The organism is Vibrio sp. 970 (assembly GCF_033339075.1).
In genome coordinates this window covers 305,969-329,198 of the sequence record NZ_JAWOTW010000001.1, presented here as the reverse complement: position 1 = coordinate 329,198, position 23,230 = coordinate 305,969, and the positions used below count along the sequence as shown (strand labels likewise).

The following is a 23,230-nucleotide window of genomic DNA, read 5'->3' as shown; positions in this document are numbered from 1 at the left end:
CGTCAAACTTTGCCTCCCTTTGGCAAGAGTTTTATTCAACAATTAACACATCATTTACAAATGGACATGTCGATAATGATCTTGGGATACGCAGCTATATTAACGACCTTACTGCTTTGGTCTGGTTTCTTTATTTCTTTAAAAGGGGGCGCAATTTCTGCCTTGCAGCCAGCCGATATCGCGTTAGTTCGCTTTCTAATCCCAAGTATAATTTTATTACCATTTGTGATTAAGCATAAACAGTCGCTGCGCGTAGTGCCTAAACGCTACCTGGTTGGTGTTGTGGTTGGAAGCGGCCTTCCCTATCTTCTGGTCGTCGGAACGGCTATGCATTTCGCTCCCGTGGCGCACGGCAGTGCATTAGTACCTGGCACTTTGCCATTGTTTGTTTCTGCTATCGCGGTACTTTGTTATCAACAGTCGCTGAGTGCTCACCGCTTAATCGGGCTTTCTACGGTGTTGTTAGGGATTTTCGTATTCCTTCTTTCTAATAGCGGCGCAGAGTACAACTGGTCTCAATTACAAGGGCATATCCTGTTTCTAACTGGCAGCATCATGTGGGCTGCTTTCACCATCAGCGCTCGTGTCGCCAATCTTAATGCACACGTCTGTGCAGGATTCGTTGCAATCGCGTCTTTGGCTCTGCTCATCATCGCCGTTGGTTTCGGGTGGGTAGACAGTTATTTGGTGGTAACACCGTTCAGCCAGTGGCCATGGGAGGAGTTATTTGGCCACGCGATGCTACAAGGTGTTGGCGCAGGTTTAATCGCTTCTTTCACTTTCATTTATGCAATTAGGATCATCGGTGCCGAAGCCAGCGCTGCTTTTGGTTCATTAACTCCAGTCGTCGCGACACTTCTTGCCGTTCCAATTTTTGGTGAACAACCAGATTCTCTCACTTGGTTAGCGCTGATGTTGGTCACATGCGGCAGTATTGTGGCAAGCCAAATCTTTATGAAAGATGGAATGAACCAAACTTATCGCCCATCACTTCACAGATAGCGATGATTTTACAAAAACTTATGCCTTACTATCTTGAATAACAAAATGGCGTTTTGATAGCCTCAGCTTAACTAAAAAATTAAAACGCCAATGTGATGCCAGCCACTCATACTAAAGATGAACTGCATAGGTTTCTCAAACCGGGAATGAAGCTTTCTACTAATTTCGAATTTGGGCCTAAGGATCAATATACGTATTCCACCACCTATCTGGGGATGAAAGAAAATGCTTATTTGATTCTTGATATACCAATGCGTTTGCTTGAAGAGCAAGTGATGAGAAAACTCCCCAACGCCGATGTCATCGTGCGTGGTGTATCAGATACGGAGTTAGGCCATGTCATTGCGTTTAAGTCTAGCGTGCTGACGACGACCGTTCGACCATCCCCCCTTTTGTTTATCCGCATTCCAGGAACATTTGCAACCAAACCAGTTCGGGAACATGAGCGTTACAAGTTGCAAATGGACTGTAACGTTATTCATGCAGGGAATGTCTACGACGGTAGCCTTATCGATTTCTCTCTAGCAGGTGTTGGTATATCAACCTTGATTGAGCCCGAATTCAACGTGGGTGAGAGTGTTACCATCGAATGCCCGTTAAGCCACTATATCGGAGAAGAAAATCGATGTGTCATTGCCAACATTAAGAAATTGGTGAAGGGATGGGTAGTTGGAATTAAGTTTGCTAGTTCCATTGAGATGACTCACGAACTAAAAACAGAGTTACTGGAGCAATCCTTTCTAACCAGTAACGTCTGAACTTACTGCTCGCTAAAGCGCGTCGCCTCAAAGCTGTTGAGTATTCTGTGAACCGTATAGGTCACAAGCAGCGTCGCAACAATAGCAAACAAAATACTGCTCACGCGATACAGCGCACTGAACATTAAGTCACCATCCGGAGTAAGATATTGGCCGAACAAAATGCCTAATGTGGTTAAACCGCCAAATCCGGCTCCCGAACCGCTAGACTCTTTCACGTGCATATAACTGAACATCATCGCACCAATCCAAAGCAATGGGACGATAAACAATAAGGTATCCGACCAATCGTATAATACAAGTTGTCCGACAACACCAAAGGTCACCCCCATCAAGGTCCCCATTGCTCTTTTTCGCGCATACCCTAAAGCACCGTTCCAATGCATAGGAAACAATAAAAGTAAGGTTGTCGCCTGAGCAGACATAGAGTCACTCAGGTCAAATAGCTGGAATACAAGGAAAGACATTGTAGCGATACTCGCCCCCATAAGGGCTTCATGACGCATTCGATGACTCTGTTTAGGCTGCGACGGTTTCGCTGGTGGCTGACGAGGTTCCGCATCGGGAATCAAAAATGTCACCACATAAGCAACGATCACTGAAATAACATTCGCTTGCAGGTTGCTAAATATTAGGTCATTTAAGTCCGTGGTTGGATAACTAGCAAAATGCAGCATGATGCTTAAGCTAAGTACGCTGTTCGCTCCAAATAAGAACAAGCTCCCTTTTGACATACAGGCGAATTTATATAGGAACAACCCGAATGCAATGATTGTCATCATGCCTGGGTGCCCACCAAATAACCCACCAAGCACACCAACTTCTAATCCACACACAACCGCTGAAAAAATCAGTTGTCGTGCGGCATGTAGACTCATGACTGGCACCATTCCAAGTAACAACATCGGGGTTACAGTAAAGAATACGCCATAGTTCCAACCAAATACTTTACATAAAGTGAAACCAATAGTCGCACCAGTTGCAATGCGCAAACACTGACGGAAGTCGTTTTCCGACATGGGGTGGTCCCATAACTTCATATCGCCTCCTCGTTAATAAATATAATGAAGAAGACTCAAGAATTGGATCTGGCATCTCGCTAACCAGCCAGATAATGCGTTTTCTGGCAGCAACTGCACGGTTGCTCGAGCCCCTGCTGGAAATGCACGCTGCTGAGGCTCATCGATAGCTAAATGTAAACGTAAGCGCTGCGCGTCTCTCACCCAACGGTTTGAGTCAGTTGGTGTTGCTAAGCGACCATCCGCATCGAATTGACCCGAGCTGACCCCGGCATCCACACTCGTAATACGAGCTTCAAATACATCACCAGGCAAGCTATCAAAAGCCACTAACGCACGGCTGTTCTGATTAAAGTGTCGTAAACTCTTTTCACGAAAGTCGGCAATGATATCCACGTCATCGGAGACTAAAGCGACAAGAGGTGTACCAGCTGCCGCATAGGCCCCCGTCTCCAGCTGCAAGTTAGCGACAACGCCATCATGTTCCGCCGAGACTTGAGTGTAAGACAGATTAAGTTCCGCTTGTTTTAGCTGGTTTTGCGCTACGCGGATATTCACATTCGTCGCGCCTAAATCACCGCGGTTTACTTCCAACTCTTTTAAACGAGCACGTGCGGCCAGTAAGTTCGCTTTAGCTGCCGTTGCACTGCTCTGTGCGTCATCGCGCTGCTGTTGCGAAGTACCATTACGGTGAAACAGAGTATTAAGACGTTTTGCTTCGCGAACTTTTTGTTCCGCCACGATTTTGCTCGCTTCAACGTCTGCTTTTGCCGCAGCAATAGAAGCATCAAGTTGTTCGTTGTTTTGAATCACACGCTCAAGGTTAAGTTGAGCCTTTTCTACGGCGAGCTGATAAGGCTGGGGATCAATCTGAAATAGTAGATCGCCTTGGCTTATTTCTTGGTTGTTGGCAACATAAAGATGCGTAATCTGCCCACTCACACGGGGGGCCACTTTAGTTACCACACGCGTTGCCATTGCCTGAGGCGTCAACGGCATGGCGAGATCTGCAACTAGAAAATAGGCAAAGACAAGGACAAACGCGACGCAAGAATATTTGATCCAACGTGCGAATTTTTGATCTGGAGTCATAGGCGTTTACTTCTCTTTTTATTCGGTTTTCTGACTTATTCGCTAAGTGAATCAAGCGCATTGTGAGCAATCTGATCAAGAATCAATGAAAGCTGCTGAAGTTCCTGGTCGTTGATGTCCGTTAGGAGCTTGCTTCGAACTTGAAGAATCCGAGCCTCCATTTGCTTTAGTAGGGTTTTCCCCTCTTCTGTGAGGCTAACAATACGTGCTCGCTTATCGTGTTCACAGCAATGGCGAACGATCAGAGATTGCTCTTCTAATAATTTTAATGTTCGCATCAACGACGCTAACTCGATCTCAAGCGCTTCAGCCAAATGCTTCTGACTGATGTTGTCACCCATTCGATAAAGCTTCCATAACGCAGTCCAACGCGGATACGTTAGGTTTAAAGGCTCTAACTCGCGATCTGCAACCATTTTCCACAAACGAGCAACACGAGATAATTTCTCAGCCAGAGAAAGGTCTCGCAAACTGTTGATGTCTTGAATCATAAGATCTACTCAATTACTTAGCGTGCTAAGTAATATAAAATAGTTAGCACGCTAAGTAAATATCTTTTTGTGATTGAAATCACGTTGGGTGCGTCAGTGAAGGGGCAGAAATCTAAGTAACACAACACGATGTTTGAATTTGAAATGCAGCGATGTACACAACAAACGTCGAGACCAATAAAGTCTGATTTGTATAAGAGTAAAAGGGTCAGATACAAAAAAGCACAACCCACAGTCATGGTGTTGTGCTTTTCAGATAATGAATAATTGGATTATCCCGTAGTGAGCCAATTCCTTATGTTCGCTCAACTAAGAACCGCTGTTTAAAATCCACAAATGCTTCATGGAGCGCATTTTCTTTAATCGGCTTGAGAAGCACGTAGTTCGCACCCGATTCCATAAAGGCGTCACTGGTTTCTTTCGCGGTGTCAGCAGTACACGCATAAATTGGCGTGCCTAGTTTCAGCTTTTGTCGGATCTCTTTGGTCGTTTCAATTCCACCAAGATGCGGAAGTTGGTTGTCCATCAGTATCAAATCGTAAGTATGATCTTTTAAGAATTCCATTGCTTCTAACCCATCTTTCGCCCAATCAACCTGCATTTTGTACTTGTTACAAAACGCTTTTAGAATGAATGCGTTAGTATGGTTATCCTCTACCAACAACACTTTGAGACTCTCTGCAAATAGTTCACCTGGCTTAACTCGCAAACTCGAATCAAGAGGGGTGAGTACTCGCTCACGATCTTTCACTGGCATTGTAATGACAAAAGTCGTTCCTAAACCTTTCTGACTGCGGACTTGAACATCACCTTCCAGCATGTCGACAAGGCTCTTCACAATGGTCAGCCCTAAGCCACTACCACCGTATTCTCGAGTCGTTGTTGCTTCTTCTTGAACAAAAGGTTCGAACATTTGGTCGAGTTTGTCAGACTCGATGCCGATACCTGTATCCGTAATTTCCACGACCAGCACGCTATTGTCAGCGCCATAGAACTGCTCCAGTTCCGCATGCAAGCGCACGCTACCCGAGGGCGTAAACTTCACAGAATTACTGACTAGGTTGAATAAAATTTGGTTCAGACGAACTTGGTCAGTAAAGATTTCAACATTGGGATCTATTTTGTTTTCAATGACAAGGTTGACGCCTTTACTTTCACAAATAGGACGATAAATGTTTTCTAACGTTCGAATTGTATCAGTGAAAGAAAACGGGTGCTTTTGGATATTAAACTTACCCTGCTCAATCTTCGAAAAGTCCAAAATATCATTCAAAACAGCAAGTAAGTGCTCACCACTATGTCGAAGTACGTCAATTTGGTTATTCTGCTCTTCTGTTTCCACAGAGTCTTTTAGCAATTGAGCAACCCCTAAAATTCCATTGATTGGCGTTCGGATCTCATGGCTCATTTTAGCCAGAAAGTCGGCACGGGCTTGAGCAGATTTTTCTGCTTCTTTGCGCGCCAAGTTACTCTGTTTTTCCGCCTCAATAAGCGTGGTTATATCCTGACCTTGAACAATAATACCGCTAATATCTCCATCAACTCGAATCGGCGATAAGTTCCAGCGATATACTTTGTCTCCAATTGGCACATTAACGCCTGTCAACGTAGCTCCCTGAGCCGCCATGCGAAGGTGTGGCATCAACTTTTCTTTGAAACCTTTGAACACTGGGTGCATGGTTTCAACATCGTTTTCCATGACTAACTCTTTGCGTGCTGCCGGATTGATTTGGACAAGCACACCCGATTCAGACCACACCATAATAGGTGATAACGCAAAGTTAAACAGGTCGCGGAAAGACCGCTTTTGTGCTTCAAGCTCTTCAAAAGTGTTTTCTAGTGTCGAACCAATATGATCGAATTCCTCAATATCTGACCCCTCAAAACGCTCAAATCCTTTTTCTTCACGAGCCGAGCGGGTATATGCCATCAGGGATCCTAACTCTTCAACTACTCGATTCTCGATCCATTCTTTAGTCATTAGCGCAATCATGACCATACCGATAACTGAGGCTAGCATTGCTAGCAGGTGTTGGATTTGCAATGTCACCACGCTCTGATTGTCTTGCACAGTAAGCAAGCACAAGTCAGTCTCGGCGGCATTTACCTCAATAGGGGTTTTGATGATCAATAATTGGTCAAGCTTGTGCTGGGACTCTCGTCGTTTGAGTACGTCAAATATTTGATAAGCCTCATCTCCTACTAATGAGCTTGCCAATGGTGTGTTGTTAGCGACCAACACAACATTGTCGACGTTGCCTTCATTTTTTAGCCTTTCCATCAACCCAAAGTTATTATCTAAAACAACAACATTGTAAGAGTACCCCATCACTTCACCGGTTTTAGGTTGTAAAACGGGTACGCGACGAAGTAACAGATGGCGAGTTCCCATCGGGGTCTGTGAGGGTAGATAATACCAGTTGTTGCTAAAGGTCACTTGACTGGCAAGTCGGCTAAGTATCAGGTTGTTGATGCCATAGAAATGCGCGTTGCCATCGTCCCAAATAATACCTTGATGATCGGTTAGGAAACGAAACTCCGGTGTATGGGAAGGATCACTCTGGTCAATACTCATGAAAAAGTAATTGAGTGCCTCTTCATCACGTTCTGTATAAAAATCCAATACAACATCACTTTTCGAATTGCTGTTGTGATGAATCTGAATCGCTGCAAAATGGCTATCAAAAATGTTCAGGATCAGGGCAGAGGTCTGCTGCTTGGTTCGGTCGACTTCCTGCCAAATAATCTGCTTCGAGAAGTAATAACTCTGAACAAAGATGCCTAGAATGATCGGAGCAAGTACGAGAATAATTATTTTGGTAATAAGCGTCGACAGTGAGCGACGCTTTCTTGTTTTTGATGTAGTTGTCATCAATTATCTGAGTATCTAAATGCACGTTTTCTTAATGCTTCAATTCTTTCTGGAGAGTCCGATTTGGTAACGACTTCAAAATCACCAGAGTAAACGGTGGGAACTGGCTTTCCTTCTAAATCCCACTTAATGGCCTCAGCCATTGCAATACCTGTATCATCGTTCATACGCATAACGGTAACGTCTAACTCCCCTTTAGAAAGCGCCTCTAACTCTGCTGAACCGCCGCCCCAACCATTGATCATGACATCATCACGACCTAACTCTTTAAGAGCGTCAACAGCACCTAATGCTACATCGGTAGAACACGCGTAAATGAAGTCAACGTCCGGATACTTCTCCAAACTGGCTTTTGCAGCTTCATACCCAGATTGCTTTGTTGCTTTGGTGTAGTAAGCAGATTGTAGTTCAAATTGATTATCGCGGTTCACTTGGTTGATAAAAGTGTTGCCTCTGATGTCACTAATGTAGCCCTCTGAGAAGTAGAGAACACTATAGTGGCTATGTTTAGGGAAACGCTTGCCAAACTCAACGGCCAATTCACGACTTCCTTCTGCGTGGTCGAAACCAACATAAAGAAACGGCTGATGATGTTCCCAATCCCTAACAGGTGTGGTGATATTTTGTAAAATTAACTTGGTTTTCTTTGAATCTAAGACATGCTCAACAAACTTACGATGTCTTGTGGTATCTAGAGTAAAGATCAAGTAATCGGAGTTGCTTTTCAGCGCCTCCATTAAAGACAAACTTTGCTGCTTTATATCTGCATTAGGACGAGTAAACACCTGATTTAGTTGATAGTCGATATCAAGCTTATCTAGGCGTTTTTCAAACGCATCGATGTTTCGAATCCAATAATCAGAGATCTGCTGCCCTGGATAAACAACAGAAATTTTCAGTGGACGCTTCTTGTCTTTTGCTACGGGTACAGGGGTTTCTCTTACCACTTCAGCCAACGCACTAGTTAGCTGCTTCTGTTGTGGAAACTGGTCTAAAAACTCTTGATATGCCCAATACCCATTAAGAACTTGGGTGGCCTGCACATTCGGCGCAAAAGCGGCCATTGAAATCAGGGAGAATACTAACGCTTTTTTCATCTACTGCTCTTTTAGCTTTTTTATGAGCCTAATTCAGCTCTATTCATTACCTAGCCGAGTCATCCTATACTCTTGTAATCTACCTTCCTCTTAGTGCCTGTTTCAATAGTAAATTGGTTCTTGGTCTGAGTGGATGCAAATAAAGTACATTGAGTCGCTTCCTTTGTCTCGATGACGTAGAGACATTTCGCGCTTTTCATATTCAGGCCCTTTAAACAGAACACCAGCCCATTATGCGTCAGTTTATTCCTACATGGTACTCCAAAAACAAAAAGAAACCGCCAATGTGACATAGGCGGTTTCCGTGTATCTTTGCGTAGCAAGGGCTTATCAGAGTGCCACTATCTCTAACATCATTTGTTGATGTTCGTCGACGACAATATTTGCTTTTGACATAACGAGCAGCTCTTTTTTCGCTTTAGTTAGTTGCTTAATATAGTACTCTGCTCGCATGGCAAGCGTCTTTGACTCAAAATCCGATGACCATTCCAATACCAAAGGGCCTTTTCCCTTCAAAGCTTTCGCTCCTTTTCCGGTTTGGTGCTGATTGAATCTTCGTTCAACATCATTGGTAACACCACAATACAACGCGTTGCGGTTATTTCGTATCAGGTAGACACTCCAACGCTGCGTTGTATTTTCCATCATGAAAGCAGTGACTCAACCTTAGCTTTTAATTCATCCAGCTCTTCTTTCAGCTGAGCGACTTCGAGCTCTAGCTGACTTACTCGATCGGAGCTCGATCTTGCAGCAGACACAGGCGCTGCAAGTTCGGACGCATCAACATCACCACAGAACAAATGCATATAACGCGACTCCCGCTTACCAGCCTCACGTGGTAATTTGACCACTAATGGTCCTTTCTCTTCGCTTGCTAAATGCTCAAGGACCGTTTCCACTTCTTTTACATCATGAAATGTCGCGAGACGATTAGTACGAGTACGAATTTCCCCAGGTGTTTGAGCACCGCGCAAAAGCATACAGCATACAATGCCTTTCTCCTGCTCTGTCAGCTTTAAATCACCAAATTCCGTATTACAGAAACGGTGTTGATACTTGCTGACGCGGCTGTTGAACGCACTTTCGTCACTGACGAGCCTGCGCTCAATAAGAGCATCAACGGCATCGAGAACGTCTGACTCAGAGAGTGACATCACGGGATCACGGTTGCTTTTTTGATTACACGCGTTGGTTAATGCGTTTAGGCTGAGGGGGTAAAGATCTGGGGTAGTGACTTCTTTTTCGATCAAGCAACCAATAACTCGTGCTTCAATTGCCGTTAGCTCAACTTTCATAATGCATTTCCTTATTATTTTTGCATTTGACTTTGTACCTAAATCGCTTCGAAATCATACTCCATAAATTCACACAGCAGTGCAAGAAGCGTTAGCGGTTCAGGTGTTGGTGTCAGGCTAAAGCATAGCGTAAGACCTGACACCCCTTACGAATAGGGTCAGGTATCAATGCTCCGAGAGAATCGGCACTCTCGTCAAATTGCCATCTTGGTCGACCATCATTATTTTTGAACGATTAAGCTCAACTTCGATGATTTCGAGTTGCTCACGGGCGTTGATATACGCCGTTTTTAACTTTTCAGCCACAGAGCGAGTGACTTGCTCATTATCTTGACTATTTACTTGCTCCGCAGTGTTACCAGAGTCCATATCAAGTTCATCATTTTGCATTCAATGGTGTTGATAATATAGTGAAGGCCACGTTATGACAATGAATCGATGGATTCTACGATGTTGGCCAAAACTCGAAGAAAGCAGCACGATTATATGGACACAGCGCAATTGGTTGAGAAATGTTCAACTCTGCATTGCTATTGATCTAAAGACTGTTATGCCACTGGATGTTGTGCTTTAATCGAGGAAGATATTCATAAAATTAGGAAAGAGAACTATGAGTAGCGTATTTGAAATCGTTAACCAAGCTCGTCGTAAAAACAAACTAAAACGTGAGCTTCTTGATAACGAGAAGAAAGTTCGTGATAACCGTAAACGTGTTGATCTTCTAGAAAACCTTCTAGACTACATCAAACCAGAAATGACTCACGATGAAATCGTCGCAATCATCAAAAATATGAAAGCAGACTATGAAGATCGTGTTGATGACCACATCATTAAAAGCGCTGAGATCTCTAAAGCACGTCGTGACATCAGCCGTCGCATTCGTGAGCTGACTGAAGAAGACAAGCAAACTAGCGGCAAAAAATAAACGCGTAAGCTAGATTTTCGAACCCCGAGCAAGAATATCTTCCTCGGGGTTTATTTTTGTCTCTAAACTAACCGCCGTGTACAATCAATCTAACTCTTATTCCTAACGCATTCAGCTTTCTATGTCTTCAACTACGACAAGTACACAACCAACGCTTGCAAAACAATTATTTACGATGACCTGGCCAATGCTATTTGGCGTTCTGTCTTTAATGAGCTTTCAGCTTGTGGATAGTGCGTTTATCGGTCAGCTCGGCGTTTTACCGTTAGCCGCTCAAGGTTTCACTCTGCCTTTGCAAATGGTCATTATCGGTATTCAAGTCGGTCTAGGGATCGCAACGACAGCGGTCATTTCTAAAGCTCTTGGGGCGAATGAAAGTCGGTATGCCAAACAACTTGGCGGATTGGTATTGATGATCGGCTCAATTGGTGTCGCTATTTTTGGCGGGCTAATTTGGCTTTTGCGCTACCCCATTTTAGCTCTATTAAGCGCTCCAGAATCTGTTATGCCGATAATCGACAGTTACTGGCCTTGGTGGTTATTAAGCTCATGGACTGGTGCAGTTTTGTATTTTTACTACAGTATCTGCCGAGCTAATGGCAATACAATGTTACCTGGCACAATGATGATGATAACCAGCGGCGTGAACCTTGTGCTCGATCCGCTATTTATTTTCACGTTTGACTTGGGTATTAACGGAGCGGCAATAGCAACCATCGTCGCTTTTGGGTTTGGTATTTTAGTCGTCGCTCCTCGCGTGAAAAAGAATCACTGGGCAACGACACAATGGCAAGATCTTAACGTAGCCAAAAGTGTTGCATCTATCGGTAACATTATGGGCCCTGCGATGATTAGCCAACTGCTGCCACCGTTGTCTTCCATGCTAGCAACAAAATTATTGGCAAGCTTTGGAACCGCAGCAGTCGCCGCTTGGGCGCTTGGTTCACGCTATGAGTTCTTTGCTATCGTTTCGGTCTTGGCGCTGACAATGTCTATGCCTCCAATGGTTGGACGCTTACTTGGGGCAAAGAACTATGAAGATATCCAAAGGCTCGTCAGTATTGCCGTAAAATTCATTCTAGGTTTCCAACTTTTGATTGCTGCCATTACATTTGCCGTCGCAAACCCACTCGCATTATTGATGACAAGTGATGTGCAAGTGGAGCAAGTCTTGGAAATGCATTTACTGATAGTGCCGATCAGTTTGGGTTCATTAGGGGTTTGTATGCTAATGGTTTCTCTTTGTAATGCATTAGGCAAATCTTACACCGCGCTCACCATTTCAGCGCTGCGCTTGTTTGTCTTTTTCCTACCGTGCTTGTGGGTTGGCGCTCAAATGGATGGAATCCGAGGTTTACTCTTAGGCGCTTGTATCGGCAACCTGTTAGCTGGTGTTTCCGCATACCTAACCTATCGCCAAACCATACGCAAACTCGCAGGCGCTCAAGCCAACGCACAACAATGAATAATCAGAACTAAGCCCCTGAAGTGGGGCTTTATCGTTTTGACGCCTTGTCTAAGTTGAAATGTTAGCTAGGCGAGTTTTAATTCACTAAAGAGCTCAAATAACTGGTTCGATTTATACGGCTTAGGTAAATAAGCATCCATGCCTGCCGCAAAACAGTTGTGGATGTCTTCTTCCAAAACACTCGCAGTGAGTGCGATAATCATCGTTTTTTCACGTCCTGCTTTCTTTTCCCAACGACGAATTTCTTTCGTCGCGGTCAGTCCATCCATCACGGGCATCATGCAGTCCATTAAAATTGCATCGAATTCTTCTCCCTTTGTGATGGCTTCTAACGCTTCTTGGCCGTTGCTTGTTATCAAATAGTCATAACCTGCTTTATCCAGAAAAAAACTCGCTATTTTCTGGTTCATCAAATTATCCTCCGCAATTAAGATCCTCCGATGAGAGCGCGACGCTCGATATTCAGAGCTGACAACATTATTGGTGACATTGTCACTTGATATAGTCTTTTCAACCTTAGCTAAATCATCAATGACATGCTTAAATCGATTGCCAAGGAAAGGTAATGTGAGTACGGCATGTACTTTTTCTGCATTTTCGTAGGGAGTGGATAAATGATGCTGGCAAATAATCACACGGCGAAGATCGTAATTAAATGATAGATTATCCAAGACTTCATCGGTATTAGCGTCATTACTGTGGCACAGAAATATGACATCAAAGTCATCATTTATCGCTTGCACTTCATTCACATTATTAACGCCAAAGAGATTGATTTTCGCTAAGCGACACTCTTTTAATATTTGGTCGGCGTAGTCGTAATTTGAGCAGATCAAAAGCCCTTTATTAATCACCTCCGAACGCCAGCCAAACACCGGAATTGCTTCAACCTCAATCGAGAATTCAAAGCATGTGCCCACTCCTTTTGTAGATGTTGCTACGAGCTTGCCCCCCATCATCGACACAAGCTGACAACAAATTGCCAAACCCAACCCTGTACCGCCAAATTGCCTCGACACTCCTTCATCTTCCTGAGTAAAGGGTTCAAAAATCGTGGTTAACTTATCTTGATCAATGCCTATTCCGGTATCTTCTACTTTAAACGTCAGCACTCCACGTTCTTTCTCAAGTAACTCTTCATAACTAACATCAACGCATACATGCCCACTTTCGGTAAACTTAACCGCATTCGATACCAGATTCGTAACTACCTGTTTGACACGATGATCATCGACCATCACGCGAATGGGGATATTTTCAGCTAAATTAATACCTAACTTTAGCTGTTTAGATGTTGCTTTGGATTGGAATAAAATCATCGACTGATACACGACTTCTCGGATATCCGCTTCTATTAGTGACAGCTCCAATCGTCCAGACTCGATTTTAGAGAGATCCAATATATCGTTAAGTAAAGTAAGCAGTGTTTGAGATGAGGAGTCAATGTCATCAACAACTTCTTGTTGATGCGAAGACAACTCACTTTGAGAGAGTATTTCTGTCATGCCCATGATCCCGTTAAGGGGCGTGCGTATTTCATGTGACATGTTGGCAAGAAACACAGATTTTGCACGATTAGCCGATACTGCTGACTCTTTTGCATGCAGTATTTCTTCAGTTTGTCTCTGCATTTCTTCAACCACTCGATTCACTTGCTGAGCAAAAATGGTCAGTTCATCACTTCCATCAACTTTGACTTTTGTTTGCTTCTCTTCGGAGTTGATCAACGCGTTTAAAGTATGAATGATCGCATCGAGTTTGCTGTTAACTCGGAACCAAGTACTAAATCCGAGCCAACAAAGCAGGATAACCACTAAGGCGACGCCAAAACTGATCATCGCTATATTGGCCTTTTGTTCATGAACCTGCGTGAGAAGCGACTGCTCAGTTTGTTTGGTGAACCCATCAATGAGCACTTGTAAGCGCTGCACACGAAAATCGAGTTCTTTTAAATACGCGGCGTAGTCACTTTGTGACATGTCTCCTGACATTAATTGTCCGCGAGACGCCAAGTTTCTCTGATATCTCGGCGAAGTAAACAAGCCAAGCAATTTATCCACTTGCTCGTATGACCCACCTAAGTTTAAAAACGCATCCAAATTTTGCTGCTGTCGGTCAATCGCCTGATAAAACATACTTTGACTTAGCCGACTCTTAGGGTCTTGGACTAAACGGTTCGTCAGCCAAGCTTCTTTCTGTGTCCAAAAAGAGAGCTGAGCAAGGTAGGCAATAAAATTTTGCATGCGAATGCCGTCGTCACTGCCATACCATTGATGATTTTGCAACAAAGAGCGCGACATATTTTGGAGCTGTTGAAATGCCCAATCACCCAGGTCGTCCATCTCACTCAATCTACCTGACAATACCCCCAGCATGGCTTCTTTCAGGTCATCAGCATACTCAGCAGTATTAGGGTTACTCACAAACTTTTGATGCAAAGAAGAAATAACTTCACCTTGTTCTTCAATATTAATGGCTGCAGAGACTTGAAGATCAGGCTGTCGGCGTACTTTCTCTATGGAGTAAATAAAGTGGGAGGCCTTGGATATCAATTGGAAACCTTGAATATTGCTAACCGTTTGATTGAGACGGCTCACGCGCAACGCATTATCAGAAAACTGCTGAACTGCAAACACCACTATTACCACAGCGGGTAATAGTGCGAGGAGTGCTAAGCGTGTTTTTATTGATAATCTCAACATCCATCAGCCTAATGGTTGATTTCATCCGTTTATTTAATATTAGACTAGTTTCCTGCATTGAAAGGCATATACGGCATTGTTACTTTCAAACAACATTCACCTACCTAGATTATGGTTATTGTGAGTGTTTTATCATCGGCTAATGAAGTGGCAATTGTGATTCAAGTCATATTTTTTGATCTTAAAGTTGGATGCAAACAATAAAGTTTCACTCACAACTAAGAGTCGCCTCACTTTTCAGGAAATCATCTATTGTATGTTTACCTATTGAGTTGCCTTATCGAGTTAAATCACAAAAAAATGCAAAATATCCATTTTTGTCAACAAAACTAATTTGAAAGCAAACGTTATCATCGCAAAAAAAGTAAGTTACTTTCTAAATGTCAATACGTGAAAACCACTGCTTTAGTCACATTAATCCACCACTAACGTCCCCTTAAGTAGTGTTTTACACTGGATTTAATTTTCCTAGCAGAATAAGGACTCCGACCTTAGAATCCGCACACATAACTATTACAACCCGATTACATAACCCACCACACTCTTGCACGCTGCCGAAGAGGCAACAGCAGAGAGTATGGTTAGCCCCCAAAACGTGAAAGGTCTAATACAACAATGAGTCCAGAGAAATATCTCCAAGACTGGCAAACTAGCCAAACGATTGCTGAATCTATTTCCCCTCTAATTGGTAAGCTATATCGTCAAAAAGGAATCGAAGTGGTTCTGTTTGGTAAAACGCTTATTAATGCTACTACTATAGACATTCTCAAAACTCATCGCGTTGCAAGACGTTATACCGGTAACCCACTTTCGCTTGAGCACACGATGCCTATTATTCAAGCGCTTTGTGAAATGAGCATTTCTTCATGCCGTGTCGATGTTGGCCAATTGGCAACTATGTACTGGAATGAACATGACGATACAAGCTCTCTAAACGATTTCCTTATCACTGCACTTGATGGCGCTCGCGACGCAGATTCTTCATTGAAAGCGCGTGATGTGGTTCTTTACGGGTTCGGTCGCATTGGTCGACTACTTACTCGCCTTCTCATTGAGAAAAGTGGTCCAGGTTACCCACTAAGACTACGTGCGATTGTGGTTCGTGGCGGTAAAAAAGGCGATTTGGAGAAGCGTGCTAGCTTGCTGCGTCGTGACTCAGTTCACGGTCAGTTCAACGGTAGCATTGTTATCGATGAAGAGCGTAAAGCACTGATCGTTAACGGCAACTACATCCAAATCATCTACGCAAATAACCCAAGCGAAGTAGACTATTCAGCTTTCGGTATCAATAACGCGCTAGTTGTTGATAACACAGGTGTTTGGCGTGATTCTGAAGGCCTGAGCCAACACTTAGCGTGTAAAGGCGCAGAGAAAGTACTGCTAACAGCACCAGGTAAAGGTGACATCAAAAACGTTGTCTTCGGTGTAAATGAGTCGGTAATTAAAGAAGATGACACCATCATCTCTGCGGCAAGCTGTACAACAAATGCAATCACGCCAGTCCTTAAGGCTCTGAACGATAAATATGGTGTTCTTTCTGGCCATATTGAAACCGTGCACTCATACACAAACGACCAAAATTTGATCGACAACTTCCACTCTGGTGACCGTCGCGGACGTAGTGCTTCACTAAACATGGTTCTGACTTCAACAGGTGCGGCAAAAGCAGTTGCTAAAGCATTGCCAGAGCTTGCAGGCAAGCTAACAGGCAACGCGATACGCGTACCGACACCAAACGTTTCTATGGCAGTCGCTAATCTAAACTTAGGTGAAGACGTAGACCGTGATTCACTGAACGATTACTTGCGTGAAATGGCGTTGAACTCTGAGCTTTCGGCACAGATTGACTACACCGATTCAACAGAAATTGTATCAACTGACTTAGTTGGCTCTCGCCATGCAGGCGTCGTAGATGGTCAAGCGACTATCGCACAAGACAAGCGTTGTGTACTTTACATCTGGTACGACAACGAATTCGGTTACAGCTGCCAAGTTGTGCACTGTATGGAACAAATGATGGGTGTTCGTTACCAAACATTCCCTCGATAGGTGAACTTTGCTCCACAACGTTAACCACATAGCGTAGCGGACAATATCTCATATTTGTTCTAAATAATAAGCGCCATGCGCATTACTAATATTTTTCCCCGTTTATACGCCTGATCACCCTCAGGCGTTTTTTCGTTTCATTCATTTGACACTCTCCGGACAAAGTGAACGTCAGCATTCATGTTTTGTTCATGTTCACAGCATTAATCTGAGCACATAAATTACAGAGAGGTCATGATTATGAATCGGATTATTGTAACTGCACTAGCACTGATTACCGGCTTTTTTACGTTAGTATTTAGCTTGATCATTGCGATTCCGTTGACCATCGCAGCATTAATTACCGGCAAGCGTATTGAAAAGCGCGTCAAGAAAATGCAGAGAGAAATGCACGAAGAGTATGAGTTTAATACAGGTAAAGCAGATGCGATTGAAGGTGAATTTGAAGAGGTTCGCCGGTAAGTAAATAAGATTTAGATGAGTTTCTCTCCCCCGACCGCTCCTGAGAAACTTCTTGCTTTCACCCTGTCCTTAAAATGGCAGGGTGCTTTTTTGAAATGCACAATGTTGAATAAGCACCTAGCGGTTTATTGCTTTATCTTTTTGTTGTAGGAGGCTGTGTAACCAGCCTCCCATAAATCACCATCGACACCAGAGTATGGGTTGGATTCTTTCGGAGCGCCGCTTAGGCAAGCATCTTTGCCTTCCTTCTTAATTTCATCGATGTGATTTAAAACAAAGTCAAAGTGTTTAGGATCAGCCTTTTGTAGTAACCCGTACAAAAGGCCAAAGCCAAGCATCGTAAATACAAACAGTTCAAAAAACACCCAAATGCTCTTTGTTGAAAAGAATATCCAAGCAACGCTGCAAACACTGGTCAAAATTACTACTGGAGCTAAATCTACTATTCTTTGCATATTGCTCTCACCTTCTAAACGGTCATGAAGTCTCTACCCCTTTCATAGGGTAAGTAAGAGGAAAGTCCGTTTTTATCCAATAAAGCACTCTCGACTTAATATGCGACACTGTTAGTATTAACGTTAAGTGGCTATCGTTCTCATTATAACAATGCGTTGGAAAGTAGCTTTCACAGCAAATGAGAATATGAACCAAAGTAACACTATTGATAATATTAATTTTAGCAACGTTTAGCGTCAGAATTACGTAAATTGTGTAAGGGTTACTGAGAGTAGACAAAAAAGCAGCCACACGGGCTGCTTTTAGTATTTCTGTCTTGCGAGCTTGTCTATACCGTTACGACCACTCTAAGAGCCAGCAGCATGAGTACTACCCCTGACAAACGATCAATCAACACTGCCTTAGAGCGAATTCTGTCAACGACTTTAGAGCTCGATAGCACTAGGGTAATAAAGGTGTACCAAAGCCCATCCACAACAAACGGCGTGGCAACAATGATCATCTGATTACTCAAATCATTACCGAGCGCGACAAACTGACTGAATAATGCGATAAAAAACAAAGCAATTTTGGGACTTAAAATCGAGATAAAAAAGCCTTCTCGCGCAGACTGGATTACCGTTGTTTCCTCACCTGACTCCAACTTCGCAGCCACACCACCTTTTGAACGCAAAGCATTAAACCCTAAATACGCAAGATATGCCGCACCCACAAGGCTAATCGTCTTGAACAGCATCGGGCTTTGCTGCAAAACAACAGCGAGCCCAATCAAGGTAATAAACGCATATATACCAATGCCAAACGCATGAGCCCAAGCCGTAGCTAATCCATTGATACGTCCACCAGCCAACGAGTGCTTAGCGACAATAGCTAAGCTGGGACCTGGTGACATAGCCCCTAATAAACACACGGTAAAAAGTGATAACCAAACTGTTAGTGTCATAAGAATCTCCCCTCTTTGAAGCTCACTCTATCAACGGAAGAGGTATAATTAGAAATCAAAGTTATTCATACTAATCATGACTTCAAGTCATAACTAAACGGTGTACGTATTAGCGAATGGAATATTCAGAGATTTGCATTACTGAGCGAATCTCTTCTCGCACCCATTTATGCGCAGGATCCGTGTCGTATTTGGGGTGCCACATTAACCAATATTGATGAATAGGTGTTTCGAGTGGTAATGCTTTATGGGTTAAGTCCCAATGTTTAGCGAGGTTAACGGCAATATGTTCAGGAGCTACCATCAGGTGCTCACTTGCAACTAAGCGATTGATCGCAGCAGAGAAGAATGGAACCTTAAAGGTAACGTGGCGGGTGTGCCCTAGCTCTTTCAATGCTAAATCAGTGTAGGAATCTTTGTCTCCGCCGCCAGTCACTTTGATGTGTGAATATGAAATCAAGTCTTCAATACTGATCTGGTCCTGCTTTGCTAACGGATGAGAAGATTTCATCAAACAAACTGATGAATCCTCACCAATTTTAACGCTCGACACACTCTGTGGTTTTTCTGGATACATAGAAGACGCGATATGGATGCCCGTCTCATGAAGTTTATCAAGAAAGTTGGGTTGCCACAGTCGGTACGCCATATCTAGCTGTGGCGCTTGTTCACCCAAGTGAGAGGCAATATCGGGCAATACGTATTGCGCCACGTAGTCACTAGAAGCAATAACAAGCTCACCTTGCCACTGCCGCGGCTCAAAAGGTTGGTCATCGAGTAAATGGTCAAACTCAGCCAGTAATGCATCAAGCTTTGATTTTAACGCTATTGCTCGTGGCGTTGGTATCAGTTGATTACCTTGACGAATAAGCAGTGGGTCACCACACAGATCGCGCAATTGTGCAAGCTGTCGACTGACGGCAGACTGCGTAATGTGCAAACGGTCTGCGGTCCGGCTGACATGACACTCCTCTAAAAGTACATGCAAGGATCTAAGTAGATTCAAATTAATGTTGTTTAACATATTCGCTCAGAAGGGTTTTCAACATAGCATCCATTCATGGTCACTTCACAAACAGGTTCCCAGTCGTGTTAAAGAATTCAGCTAAGACGGTATGAGTCATCAGGTTTCGAAGCTCTGGATATCGTTGAATTTGATCTCTGATTTCGTTCAAGCGAGCCATCGTAGGCACTTCGACAAAAACCATCATGTCCGTCTCACCGCTGATCGCATGACACCATTTTACGCCATCAATTTTGTATAACTCGTCCGCGTATGATTCGCAATAATACGTAGAGGTTGATTTATCGAACTTTAAGGCAAAATAGGCGCAAATCGAATCCCCACCCGAAGGCGCAATTTCAGCGTGATACCCTAGAATCACTTTGTCATGCTCTAGCTTACGAATACGGGCCGTTACCGCAGAACGAGAAAGGTTTACTTTATCCGCAATTTCAGTCACCGACAGCCGAGCGTTGTGCCTGAGCAGATCCACAATCTTATGATCAAACTTGTCCATACCGTTACCAAGCTTTCCTTATTTTTCTCATTCTATACCGATTCTAACTGCATAAGAAACCAACATTTTGTTGGAATTATTTAAAACAACCGTCATATTGACGGTTTAGTAAATCATTTTGTTATTAACATTTTGGATATGCTATTTGGCGGGCATGAGATGAGTGCTGTTATCCATTTCAACAGAAAATAGATAACACATTGAAATCAAATTCCCACCTTAAGTACTCAGCACATAAATAGCATCGCTTAAACACATAAAACGAAATAACCAGAAGCCACAAGCTTTTTCGCAATAACCCTCATAACATTGGATGAATCAATTCGCATGGAAGAGCTCAAAAAAGACATTTCACTCACATCAGGTATCGCACAGTTATCCACCACATTAATGGGAACGGGGCTGTTTATGATCCCGGCTATCGCAGCAGGTATAGCTGGCCATTTTTCACTATGGGCTTGGATTTTATTGTTCATCGCGATTTGTCCTATTGCGCTGACTTTTGCTCAACTGGGTAAACGATACCCCAACGCGGGCGGAACAGCCTTTTTTGTACGCAAAGCCTTTAACGCCAAGCTGGAAAGTAGTGTCGCTTGGCTATTTGTTAGTGTCATTCCGGTAGGGGTTCCGGCCGCGATTGCACTCGCCGCAGGCTTTCTACAACAAATATTGCCAGAGCCTATTAGCAACAATCTGTTTGCACAAGTTCTCACGGTAGTACTTCTTGTGTTCGTCAACTTGATGGGCACAAAATCATCAGGTCATTTACAAACTCTTATTGCTTTGAGTGTCTTCGCACTTGTTGGCGCATTTTTATGGAAAGGCGACGTTAACAGCGCCGATCTTGTGATGCCCGCCATCACACAAGAGTCAATTTGGCCTATTACCGCAGCGTTAGGCGTGATGTTCTGGTGTTTTGTTGGCATAGAGGCTTTTGCCCATATGGGGGAAGAGTTCAAAAACCCTCAAAGAGATTTCCCTATTGCCATTGTGGTCGGTTGTTTTGTAGCAGGGGCTACCTATTGGGCATGCTCTGTCGTTATTTTAAAATTTGGCGCGTATGGTAACGCTCAATTTGATAACGCATCCATCCCCTGGCTTAGTGCCCAACTACTAGGCGATGGAGCCAAATGGATAATCAGCTTGATAGGTTTCTCCGCTTGTTTCGCGAGCGTTAACTTATACACACAGAGCCTAGCGCGAATGGTCTGGGCTCAAGCTCGTGAACATCGTCCTTCTAGTCCACTAGCCAAGATTTCGCGTCGTGGTGTCCCTTTCTCAGCCACCATATTAGTTGGCGGTATATTATTGATATCTTGTGTGATAGGAACCCTATCACAGCTCGATCTGGAGTTTTTCCTAAAACTCGCAAACAGTGTATTCGTTCTGGTTTACATGTTGGCGATGTTAGCCGCTTTTAAATTGCTTCGAGGATTTGGTAAAACACTTGCGGGACTGTCCCTACTGCTTTGTACCGGTGTTTTTATATGTTTAGGCTGGTCAATGTTTTATGCACTTGGCATTTTTACTCTACTTTTACTGCCTTGGAAACAGTGGCGACATAAGCGACAAACACGTGTAGTTGAATAGTCATCGCTTCCCATTTCGAAATATGTGAGCTAAACGTTGGATACCAGCGTCTATGTTCTCTAACGCGATATTGCCGTAACCAAGCACGGCACCATGCCAGTGACGTGCTTGAAAATCTGGGTGTTCATAATAGCTCAAAGGTCGCAAGATGATCCCTTCATGCTCTGCTAGTTTTATAAAACGCTGCTCATCCATACCGTCTTGCCATTTCAACGTAACATGAAGCCCCGCCGCTTGGCTAACGACGCAAACACGGTCGCCAAAATGCTGTTGAATGGATACATGCATCTGTTCATGCTTAGTTTTGTACAGTCGACGCATTTTTCGAATATGACGTAATAACCCACCTTCAGTAATAAAGTCTGCCAATGCTTCTTGTGTATGCGTCGGCGAATCACCACTTAACGCATCCTTAACCACTAAGCATTGCTCTACTAAACGTTCAGGAACTACAAGGTAGCCAAGCCGCAATCCGTTAAACATCACTTTACTGAAGGAACCCACATACAACACGCGATCATCTCGACCCATTTGAGCTGCTAGCCCCTGTAAGCTGGTATAGGGACGATGAGCAAACTGAAATTCGCTGTCATAATCATCCTCGATGATCCAACTTGATTGTTCGACCGCCCAGTTGATGATCTTTCCTCTTTGCTCGGTATTGAGTGTGGTACCCATCGGATATTGATTACTTGGTGTAATATACAGCGCATCGGCATCGCTTGAGGTCACCGCTTCCACATCAAAACCTAATTTCTCTGTTACGAACAAAGGCTCAAATTGATAGTTTTGGAACTGAATCAACTTCCGCATTTGCGCGTAACCTGGTTGCTCCATCAGAACCTTATCACCTTGTTTGAGCACTACCATCGTCGCAATCGACAACGCTTGCTGCGCCCCAGAGGTAATAATAATGCGCTCTGGAGAACAATTCACTGAACGGCTTGATGCGAGGTAGTCAGCTAAAGCACAGCGCAATGCCCAACTACCCTGAATATCTTGATTCCCCAACAAGCAAGTACGAGACATATGGCGAGTGAGTAACTTTTGCCATTGCGCCATCGGAAATGCGTCCAAATCCGGCACACCCGGTGCAAATGCGCGGTTGATATCAAAGTGAGCTTTCGGTGATGAGTCTCTCTGAACTGAACTAGGTTCAGGCAAGTACTGCTCTGGCAGTTCTACGGCAACATAAAAGCCAGAACCTTTTTGGCTGTTCAAGTACCCTTCCGCCACTAACTGTTCGTAGGCAGAAATCACGGTATTCCTACTTAGATTAAGCTCTTGTGAAAGCTTCCGCGTAGAAGGCAGCTTCCCATTCTTCACCCACAGTCCTTGAACAATTTTCTTGCGAATAGCCAAAAACAACGCTTGCTGACGCGTTCCTTCACTGTCTTTTAAATGTAGGTCACCGATATCAATCAAAGACAAACTGGATCCATCCATTAGTTAAAACTGGCTCTCTTTAAGCTACCAGTTAAACGCTACA

The 23,230-nt window shown here is 43.7% G+C and carries 21 protein-coding genes; 7 read left to right on the top strand and 14 right to left on the bottom strand.

Annotated features, from left to right (window positions below):
• The first annotated feature begins 75 nt into the window (after positions 1-75).
• Positions 76-1,002 (top strand): DMT family transporter, encoded by a 927-nt coding sequence (locus R7Q11_RS01540; RefSeq protein WP_225466125.1) that lies wholly within the window; start codon positions 76-78, stop codon positions 1,000-1,002.
• A gap of 95 nt (positions 1,003-1,097) precedes the next feature.
• Complete coding sequence (locus R7Q11_RS01535) at positions 1,098-1,760, top strand: flagellar brake protein (protein ID WP_005373585.1); 663 nt, start codon at positions 1,098-1,100, stop codon at positions 1,758-1,760.
• Positions 1,761-1,762: 2 nt separating this feature from the next.
• Here the strand turns inward: R7Q11_RS01535 and R7Q11_RS01530 are convergent, their stop codons facing one another.
• From R7Q11_RS01530 to R7Q11_RS01495, 8 genes are all read right to left on the bottom strand, one after another.
• A complete protein-coding gene (locus tag R7Q11_RS01530) occupies positions 1,763-2,800 on the bottom strand; it encodes a DUF2955 domain-containing protein (RefSeq protein WP_065275183.1) in 1,038 nt (345 codons plus the stop codon).
• 12 nt (positions 2,801-2,812) lie between these two features.
• Positions 2,813-3,871: an HlyD family secretion protein gene (locus R7Q11_RS01525; RefSeq protein WP_005373588.1), complete on the bottom strand. Its 1,059-nt coding sequence runs from the start codon at positions 3,869-3,871 to the stop codon at positions 2,813-2,815.
• Between the two features lie 35 nt (positions 3,872-3,906).
• Entirely contained in the window at positions 3,907-4,362 is a 456-nt protein-coding gene (gene slyA / locus R7Q11_RS01520) for a transcriptional regulator SlyA (RefSeq protein ID WP_017635177.1), read from the bottom strand.
• Positions 4,363-4,657: 295 nt separating this feature from the next.
• Positions 4,658-7,234: a quorum-sensing autoinducer 2 sensor kinase/phosphatase LuxQ gene (luxQ, locus tag R7Q11_RS01515; protein ID WP_017635176.1), complete on the bottom strand. Its 2,577-nt coding sequence runs from the start codon at positions 7,232-7,234 to the stop codon at positions 4,658-4,660.
• On the bottom strand, positions 7,234-8,331 hold the full coding sequence (locus tag R7Q11_RS01510; protein ID WP_005385634.1) for an autoinducer 2-binding periplasmic protein LuxP: 1,098 nt from the start codon (positions 8,329-8,331) through the stop codon (positions 7,234-7,236). The genes luxQ and R7Q11_RS01510 overlap by 1 nt, the downstream gene beginning before the upstream one ends.
• Positions 8,332-8,661: 330 nt before the next feature.
• Positions 8,662-8,979 (bottom strand): GIY-YIG nuclease family protein, encoded by a 318-nt coding sequence (locus R7Q11_RS01505; RefSeq protein WP_053304534.1) that lies wholly within the window; start codon positions 8,977-8,979, stop codon positions 8,662-8,664.
• On the bottom strand, positions 8,976-9,626 hold the full coding sequence (locus R7Q11_RS01500; RefSeq protein ID WP_053349266.1) for a YceH family protein: 651 nt from the start codon (positions 9,624-9,626) through the stop codon (positions 8,976-8,978). The genes R7Q11_RS01505 and R7Q11_RS01500 overlap by 4 nt, the downstream gene beginning before the upstream one ends.
• 165 nt (positions 9,627-9,791) lie before the next feature.
• The gene (locus R7Q11_RS01495; RefSeq protein ID WP_005385630.1) at positions 9,792-10,016 is read right to left on the bottom strand and encodes a hypothetical protein; all 225 of its coding nucleotides are present in this window, start codon (positions 10,014-10,016) and stop codon (positions 9,792-9,794) included.
• A 220-nt stretch (positions 10,017-10,236) separates the two neighbouring features.
• On the opposite strand from R7Q11_RS01495, the gene R7Q11_RS01490 reads away from it, so the two are divergent.
• Together R7Q11_RS01490 and R7Q11_RS01485 are read left to right on the top strand one after the other, a co-directional pair.
• Positions 10,237-10,551 (top strand): DUF496 family protein, encoded by a 315-nt coding sequence (locus R7Q11_RS01490; protein WP_005373603.1) that lies wholly within the window; start codon positions 10,237-10,239, stop codon positions 10,549-10,551.
• Between the two features lie 121 nt (positions 10,552-10,672).
• Positions 10,673-12,016 carry an MATE family efflux transporter gene (locus R7Q11_RS01485; protein ID WP_025767935.1) on the top strand — a complete coding sequence of 448 codons (1,344 nt, stop codon included), beginning with the start codon at positions 10,673-10,675 and terminating at the stop codon, positions 12,014-12,016.
• A 68-nt stretch (positions 12,017-12,084) separates the two neighbouring features.
• Here the strand turns inward: R7Q11_RS01485 and R7Q11_RS01480 are convergent, their stop codons facing one another.
• Positions 12,085-14,721, bottom strand: coding sequence for an ATP-binding protein (locus R7Q11_RS01480; protein ID WP_064369364.1), 2,637 nt, complete (start codon positions 14,719-14,721; stop codon positions 12,085-12,087).
• Positions 14,722-15,336: 615 nt separating this feature from the next.
• On the opposite strand from R7Q11_RS01480, the gene R7Q11_RS01475 reads away from it, so the two are divergent.
• A complete protein-coding gene (locus tag R7Q11_RS01475) occupies positions 15,337-16,770 on the top strand; it encodes a glyceraldehyde-3-phosphate dehydrogenase (protein ID WP_025767937.1) in 1,434 nt (477 codons plus the stop codon).
• Between the two features lie 240 nt (positions 16,771-17,010).
• Positions 17,011-17,232: a hypothetical protein gene (locus R7Q11_RS01470; protein WP_005373607.1), complete on the top strand. Its 222-nt coding sequence runs from the start codon at positions 17,011-17,013 to the stop codon at positions 17,230-17,232.
• A gap of 125 nt (positions 17,233-17,357) precedes the next feature.
• Here the strand turns inward: R7Q11_RS01470 and R7Q11_RS01465 are convergent, their stop codons facing one another.
• The 4 genes from R7Q11_RS01465 to R7Q11_RS01450 all read right to left on the bottom strand — a co-directional run bounded on the left by R7Q11_RS01465 (position 17,358) and on the right by R7Q11_RS01450 (position 20,151).
• Entirely contained in the window at positions 17,358-17,687 is a 330-nt protein-coding gene (locus tag R7Q11_RS01465) for a hypothetical protein (RefSeq protein WP_005373609.1), read from the bottom strand.
• A gap of 329 nt (positions 17,688-18,016) precedes the next feature.
• Positions 18,017-18,631 (bottom strand): LysE family translocator, encoded by a 615-nt coding sequence (locus tag R7Q11_RS01460; RefSeq protein ID WP_005373611.1) that lies wholly within the window; start codon positions 18,629-18,631, stop codon positions 18,017-18,019.
• Positions 18,632-18,740: 109 nt separating this feature from the next.
• The gene (locus R7Q11_RS01455; RefSeq protein WP_017819875.1) at positions 18,741-19,655 is read right to left on the bottom strand and encodes a LysR family transcriptional regulator; all 915 of its coding nucleotides are present in this window, start codon (positions 19,653-19,655) and stop codon (positions 18,741-18,743) included.
• 40 nt (positions 19,656-19,695) lie between these two features.
• Positions 19,696-20,151, bottom strand: a complete 456-nt coding sequence (locus R7Q11_RS01450) for an Lrp/AsnC family transcriptional regulator (protein WP_005373615.1) — start codon at positions 20,149-20,151, stop codon at positions 19,696-19,698.
• Between the two features lie 327 nt (positions 20,152-20,478).
• Here R7Q11_RS01450 and yjeH point away from each other — a divergent pair, with 327 nt between their 5' ends.
• Positions 20,479-21,741 (top strand): L-methionine/branched-chain amino acid transporter, encoded by a 1,263-nt coding sequence (yjeH, locus tag R7Q11_RS01445; RefSeq protein WP_017635168.1) that lies wholly within the window; start codon positions 20,479-20,481, stop codon positions 21,739-21,741.
• Here yjeH and R7Q11_RS01440 read toward each other — a convergent pair whose 3' ends face one another.
• Positions 21,742-23,187 carry a PLP-dependent aminotransferase family protein gene (locus R7Q11_RS01440; protein WP_017635167.1) on the bottom strand — a complete coding sequence of 482 codons (1,446 nt, stop codon included), beginning with the start codon at positions 23,185-23,187 and terminating at the stop codon, positions 21,742-21,744. It abuts the gene before it with no gap.
• Between the last annotated feature and the right edge of the window lie 43 nt (positions 23,188-23,230).

Bases quoted from the DNA above. Each gene is read 5' to 3' on its own strand.
- slyA (WP_017635177.1), bottom strand. From the start codon at position 4,362: ATGATTCAAGACATCAACAGTTTGCGAGACCTTTCTCTGGCTGAGAAA.
- R7Q11_RS01535 (WP_005373585.1), top strand. From the start codon at position 1,098: ATGCCAGCCACTCATACTAAAGATGAACTGCATAGGTTTCTCAAACCG.
- luxQ (WP_017635176.1), bottom strand. From the start codon at position 7,234: ATGACAACTACATCAAAAACAAGAAAGCGTCGCTCACTGTCGACGCTT.
- R7Q11_RS01465 (WP_005373609.1), bottom strand. From the start codon at position 17,687: ATGCAAAGAATAGTAGATTTAGCTCCAGTAGTAATTTTGACCAGTGTT.
- R7Q11_RS01530 (WP_065275183.1), bottom strand. From the start codon at position 2,800: ATGAAGTTATGGGACCACCCCATGTCGGAAAACGACTTCCGTCAGTGT.
- R7Q11_RS01485 (WP_025767935.1), top strand. From the start codon at position 10,673: ATGTCTTCAACTACGACAAGTACACAACCAACGCTTGCAAAACAATTA.
- R7Q11_RS01475 (WP_025767937.1), top strand. From the start codon at position 15,337: ATGAGTCCAGAGAAATATCTCCAAGACTGGCAAACTAGCCAAACGATT.
- R7Q11_RS01540 (WP_225466125.1), top strand. From the start codon at position 76: ATGATCTTGGGATACGCAGCTATATTAACGACCTTACTGCTTTGGTCT.
- R7Q11_RS01525 (WP_005373588.1), bottom strand. From the start codon at position 3,871: ATGACTCCAGATCAAAAATTCGCACGTTGGATCAAATATTCTTGCGTC.
- R7Q11_RS01490 (WP_005373603.1), top strand. From the start codon at position 10,237: ATGAGTAGCGTATTTGAAATCGTTAACCAAGCTCGTCGTAAAAACAAA.
- R7Q11_RS01510 (WP_005385634.1), bottom strand. From the start codon at position 8,331: ATGAAAAAAGCGTTAGTATTCTCCCTGATTTCAATGGCCGCTTTTGCG.
- R7Q11_RS01495 (WP_005385630.1), bottom strand. From the start codon at position 10,016: ATGCAAAATGATGAACTTGATATGGACTCTGGTAACACTGCGGAGCAA.
- R7Q11_RS01455 (WP_017819875.1), bottom strand. From the start codon at position 19,655: ATGTTAAACAACATTAATTTGAATCTACTTAGATCCTTGCATGTACTT.
- yjeH (WP_017635168.1), top strand. From the start codon at position 20,479: ATGGAAGAGCTCAAAAAAGACATTTCACTCACATCAGGTATCGCACAG.
- R7Q11_RS01500 (WP_053349266.1), bottom strand. From the start codon at position 9,626: ATGAAAGTTGAGCTAACGGCAATTGAAGCACGAGTTATTGGTTGCTTG.
- R7Q11_RS01450 (WP_005373615.1), bottom strand. From the start codon at position 20,151: ATGGACAAGTTTGATCATAAGATTGTGGATCTGCTCAGGCACAACGCT.
- R7Q11_RS01440 (WP_017635167.1), bottom strand. From the start codon at position 23,187: ATGGATGGATCCAGTTTGTCTTTGATTGATATCGGTGACCTACATTTA.
- R7Q11_RS01480 (WP_064369364.1), bottom strand. From the start codon at position 14,721: ATGTTGAGATTATCAATAAAAACACGCTTAGCACTCCTCGCACTATTA.
- R7Q11_RS01505 (WP_053304534.1), bottom strand. From the start codon at position 8,979: ATGATGGAAAATACAACGCAGCGTTGGAGTGTCTACCTGATACGAAAT.
- R7Q11_RS01470 (WP_005373607.1), top strand. From the start codon at position 17,011: ATGAATCGGATTATTGTAACTGCACTAGCACTGATTACCGGCTTTTTT.
- R7Q11_RS01460 (WP_005373611.1), bottom strand. From the start codon at position 18,631: ATGACACTAACAGTTTGGTTATCACTTTTTACCGTGTGTTTATTAGGG.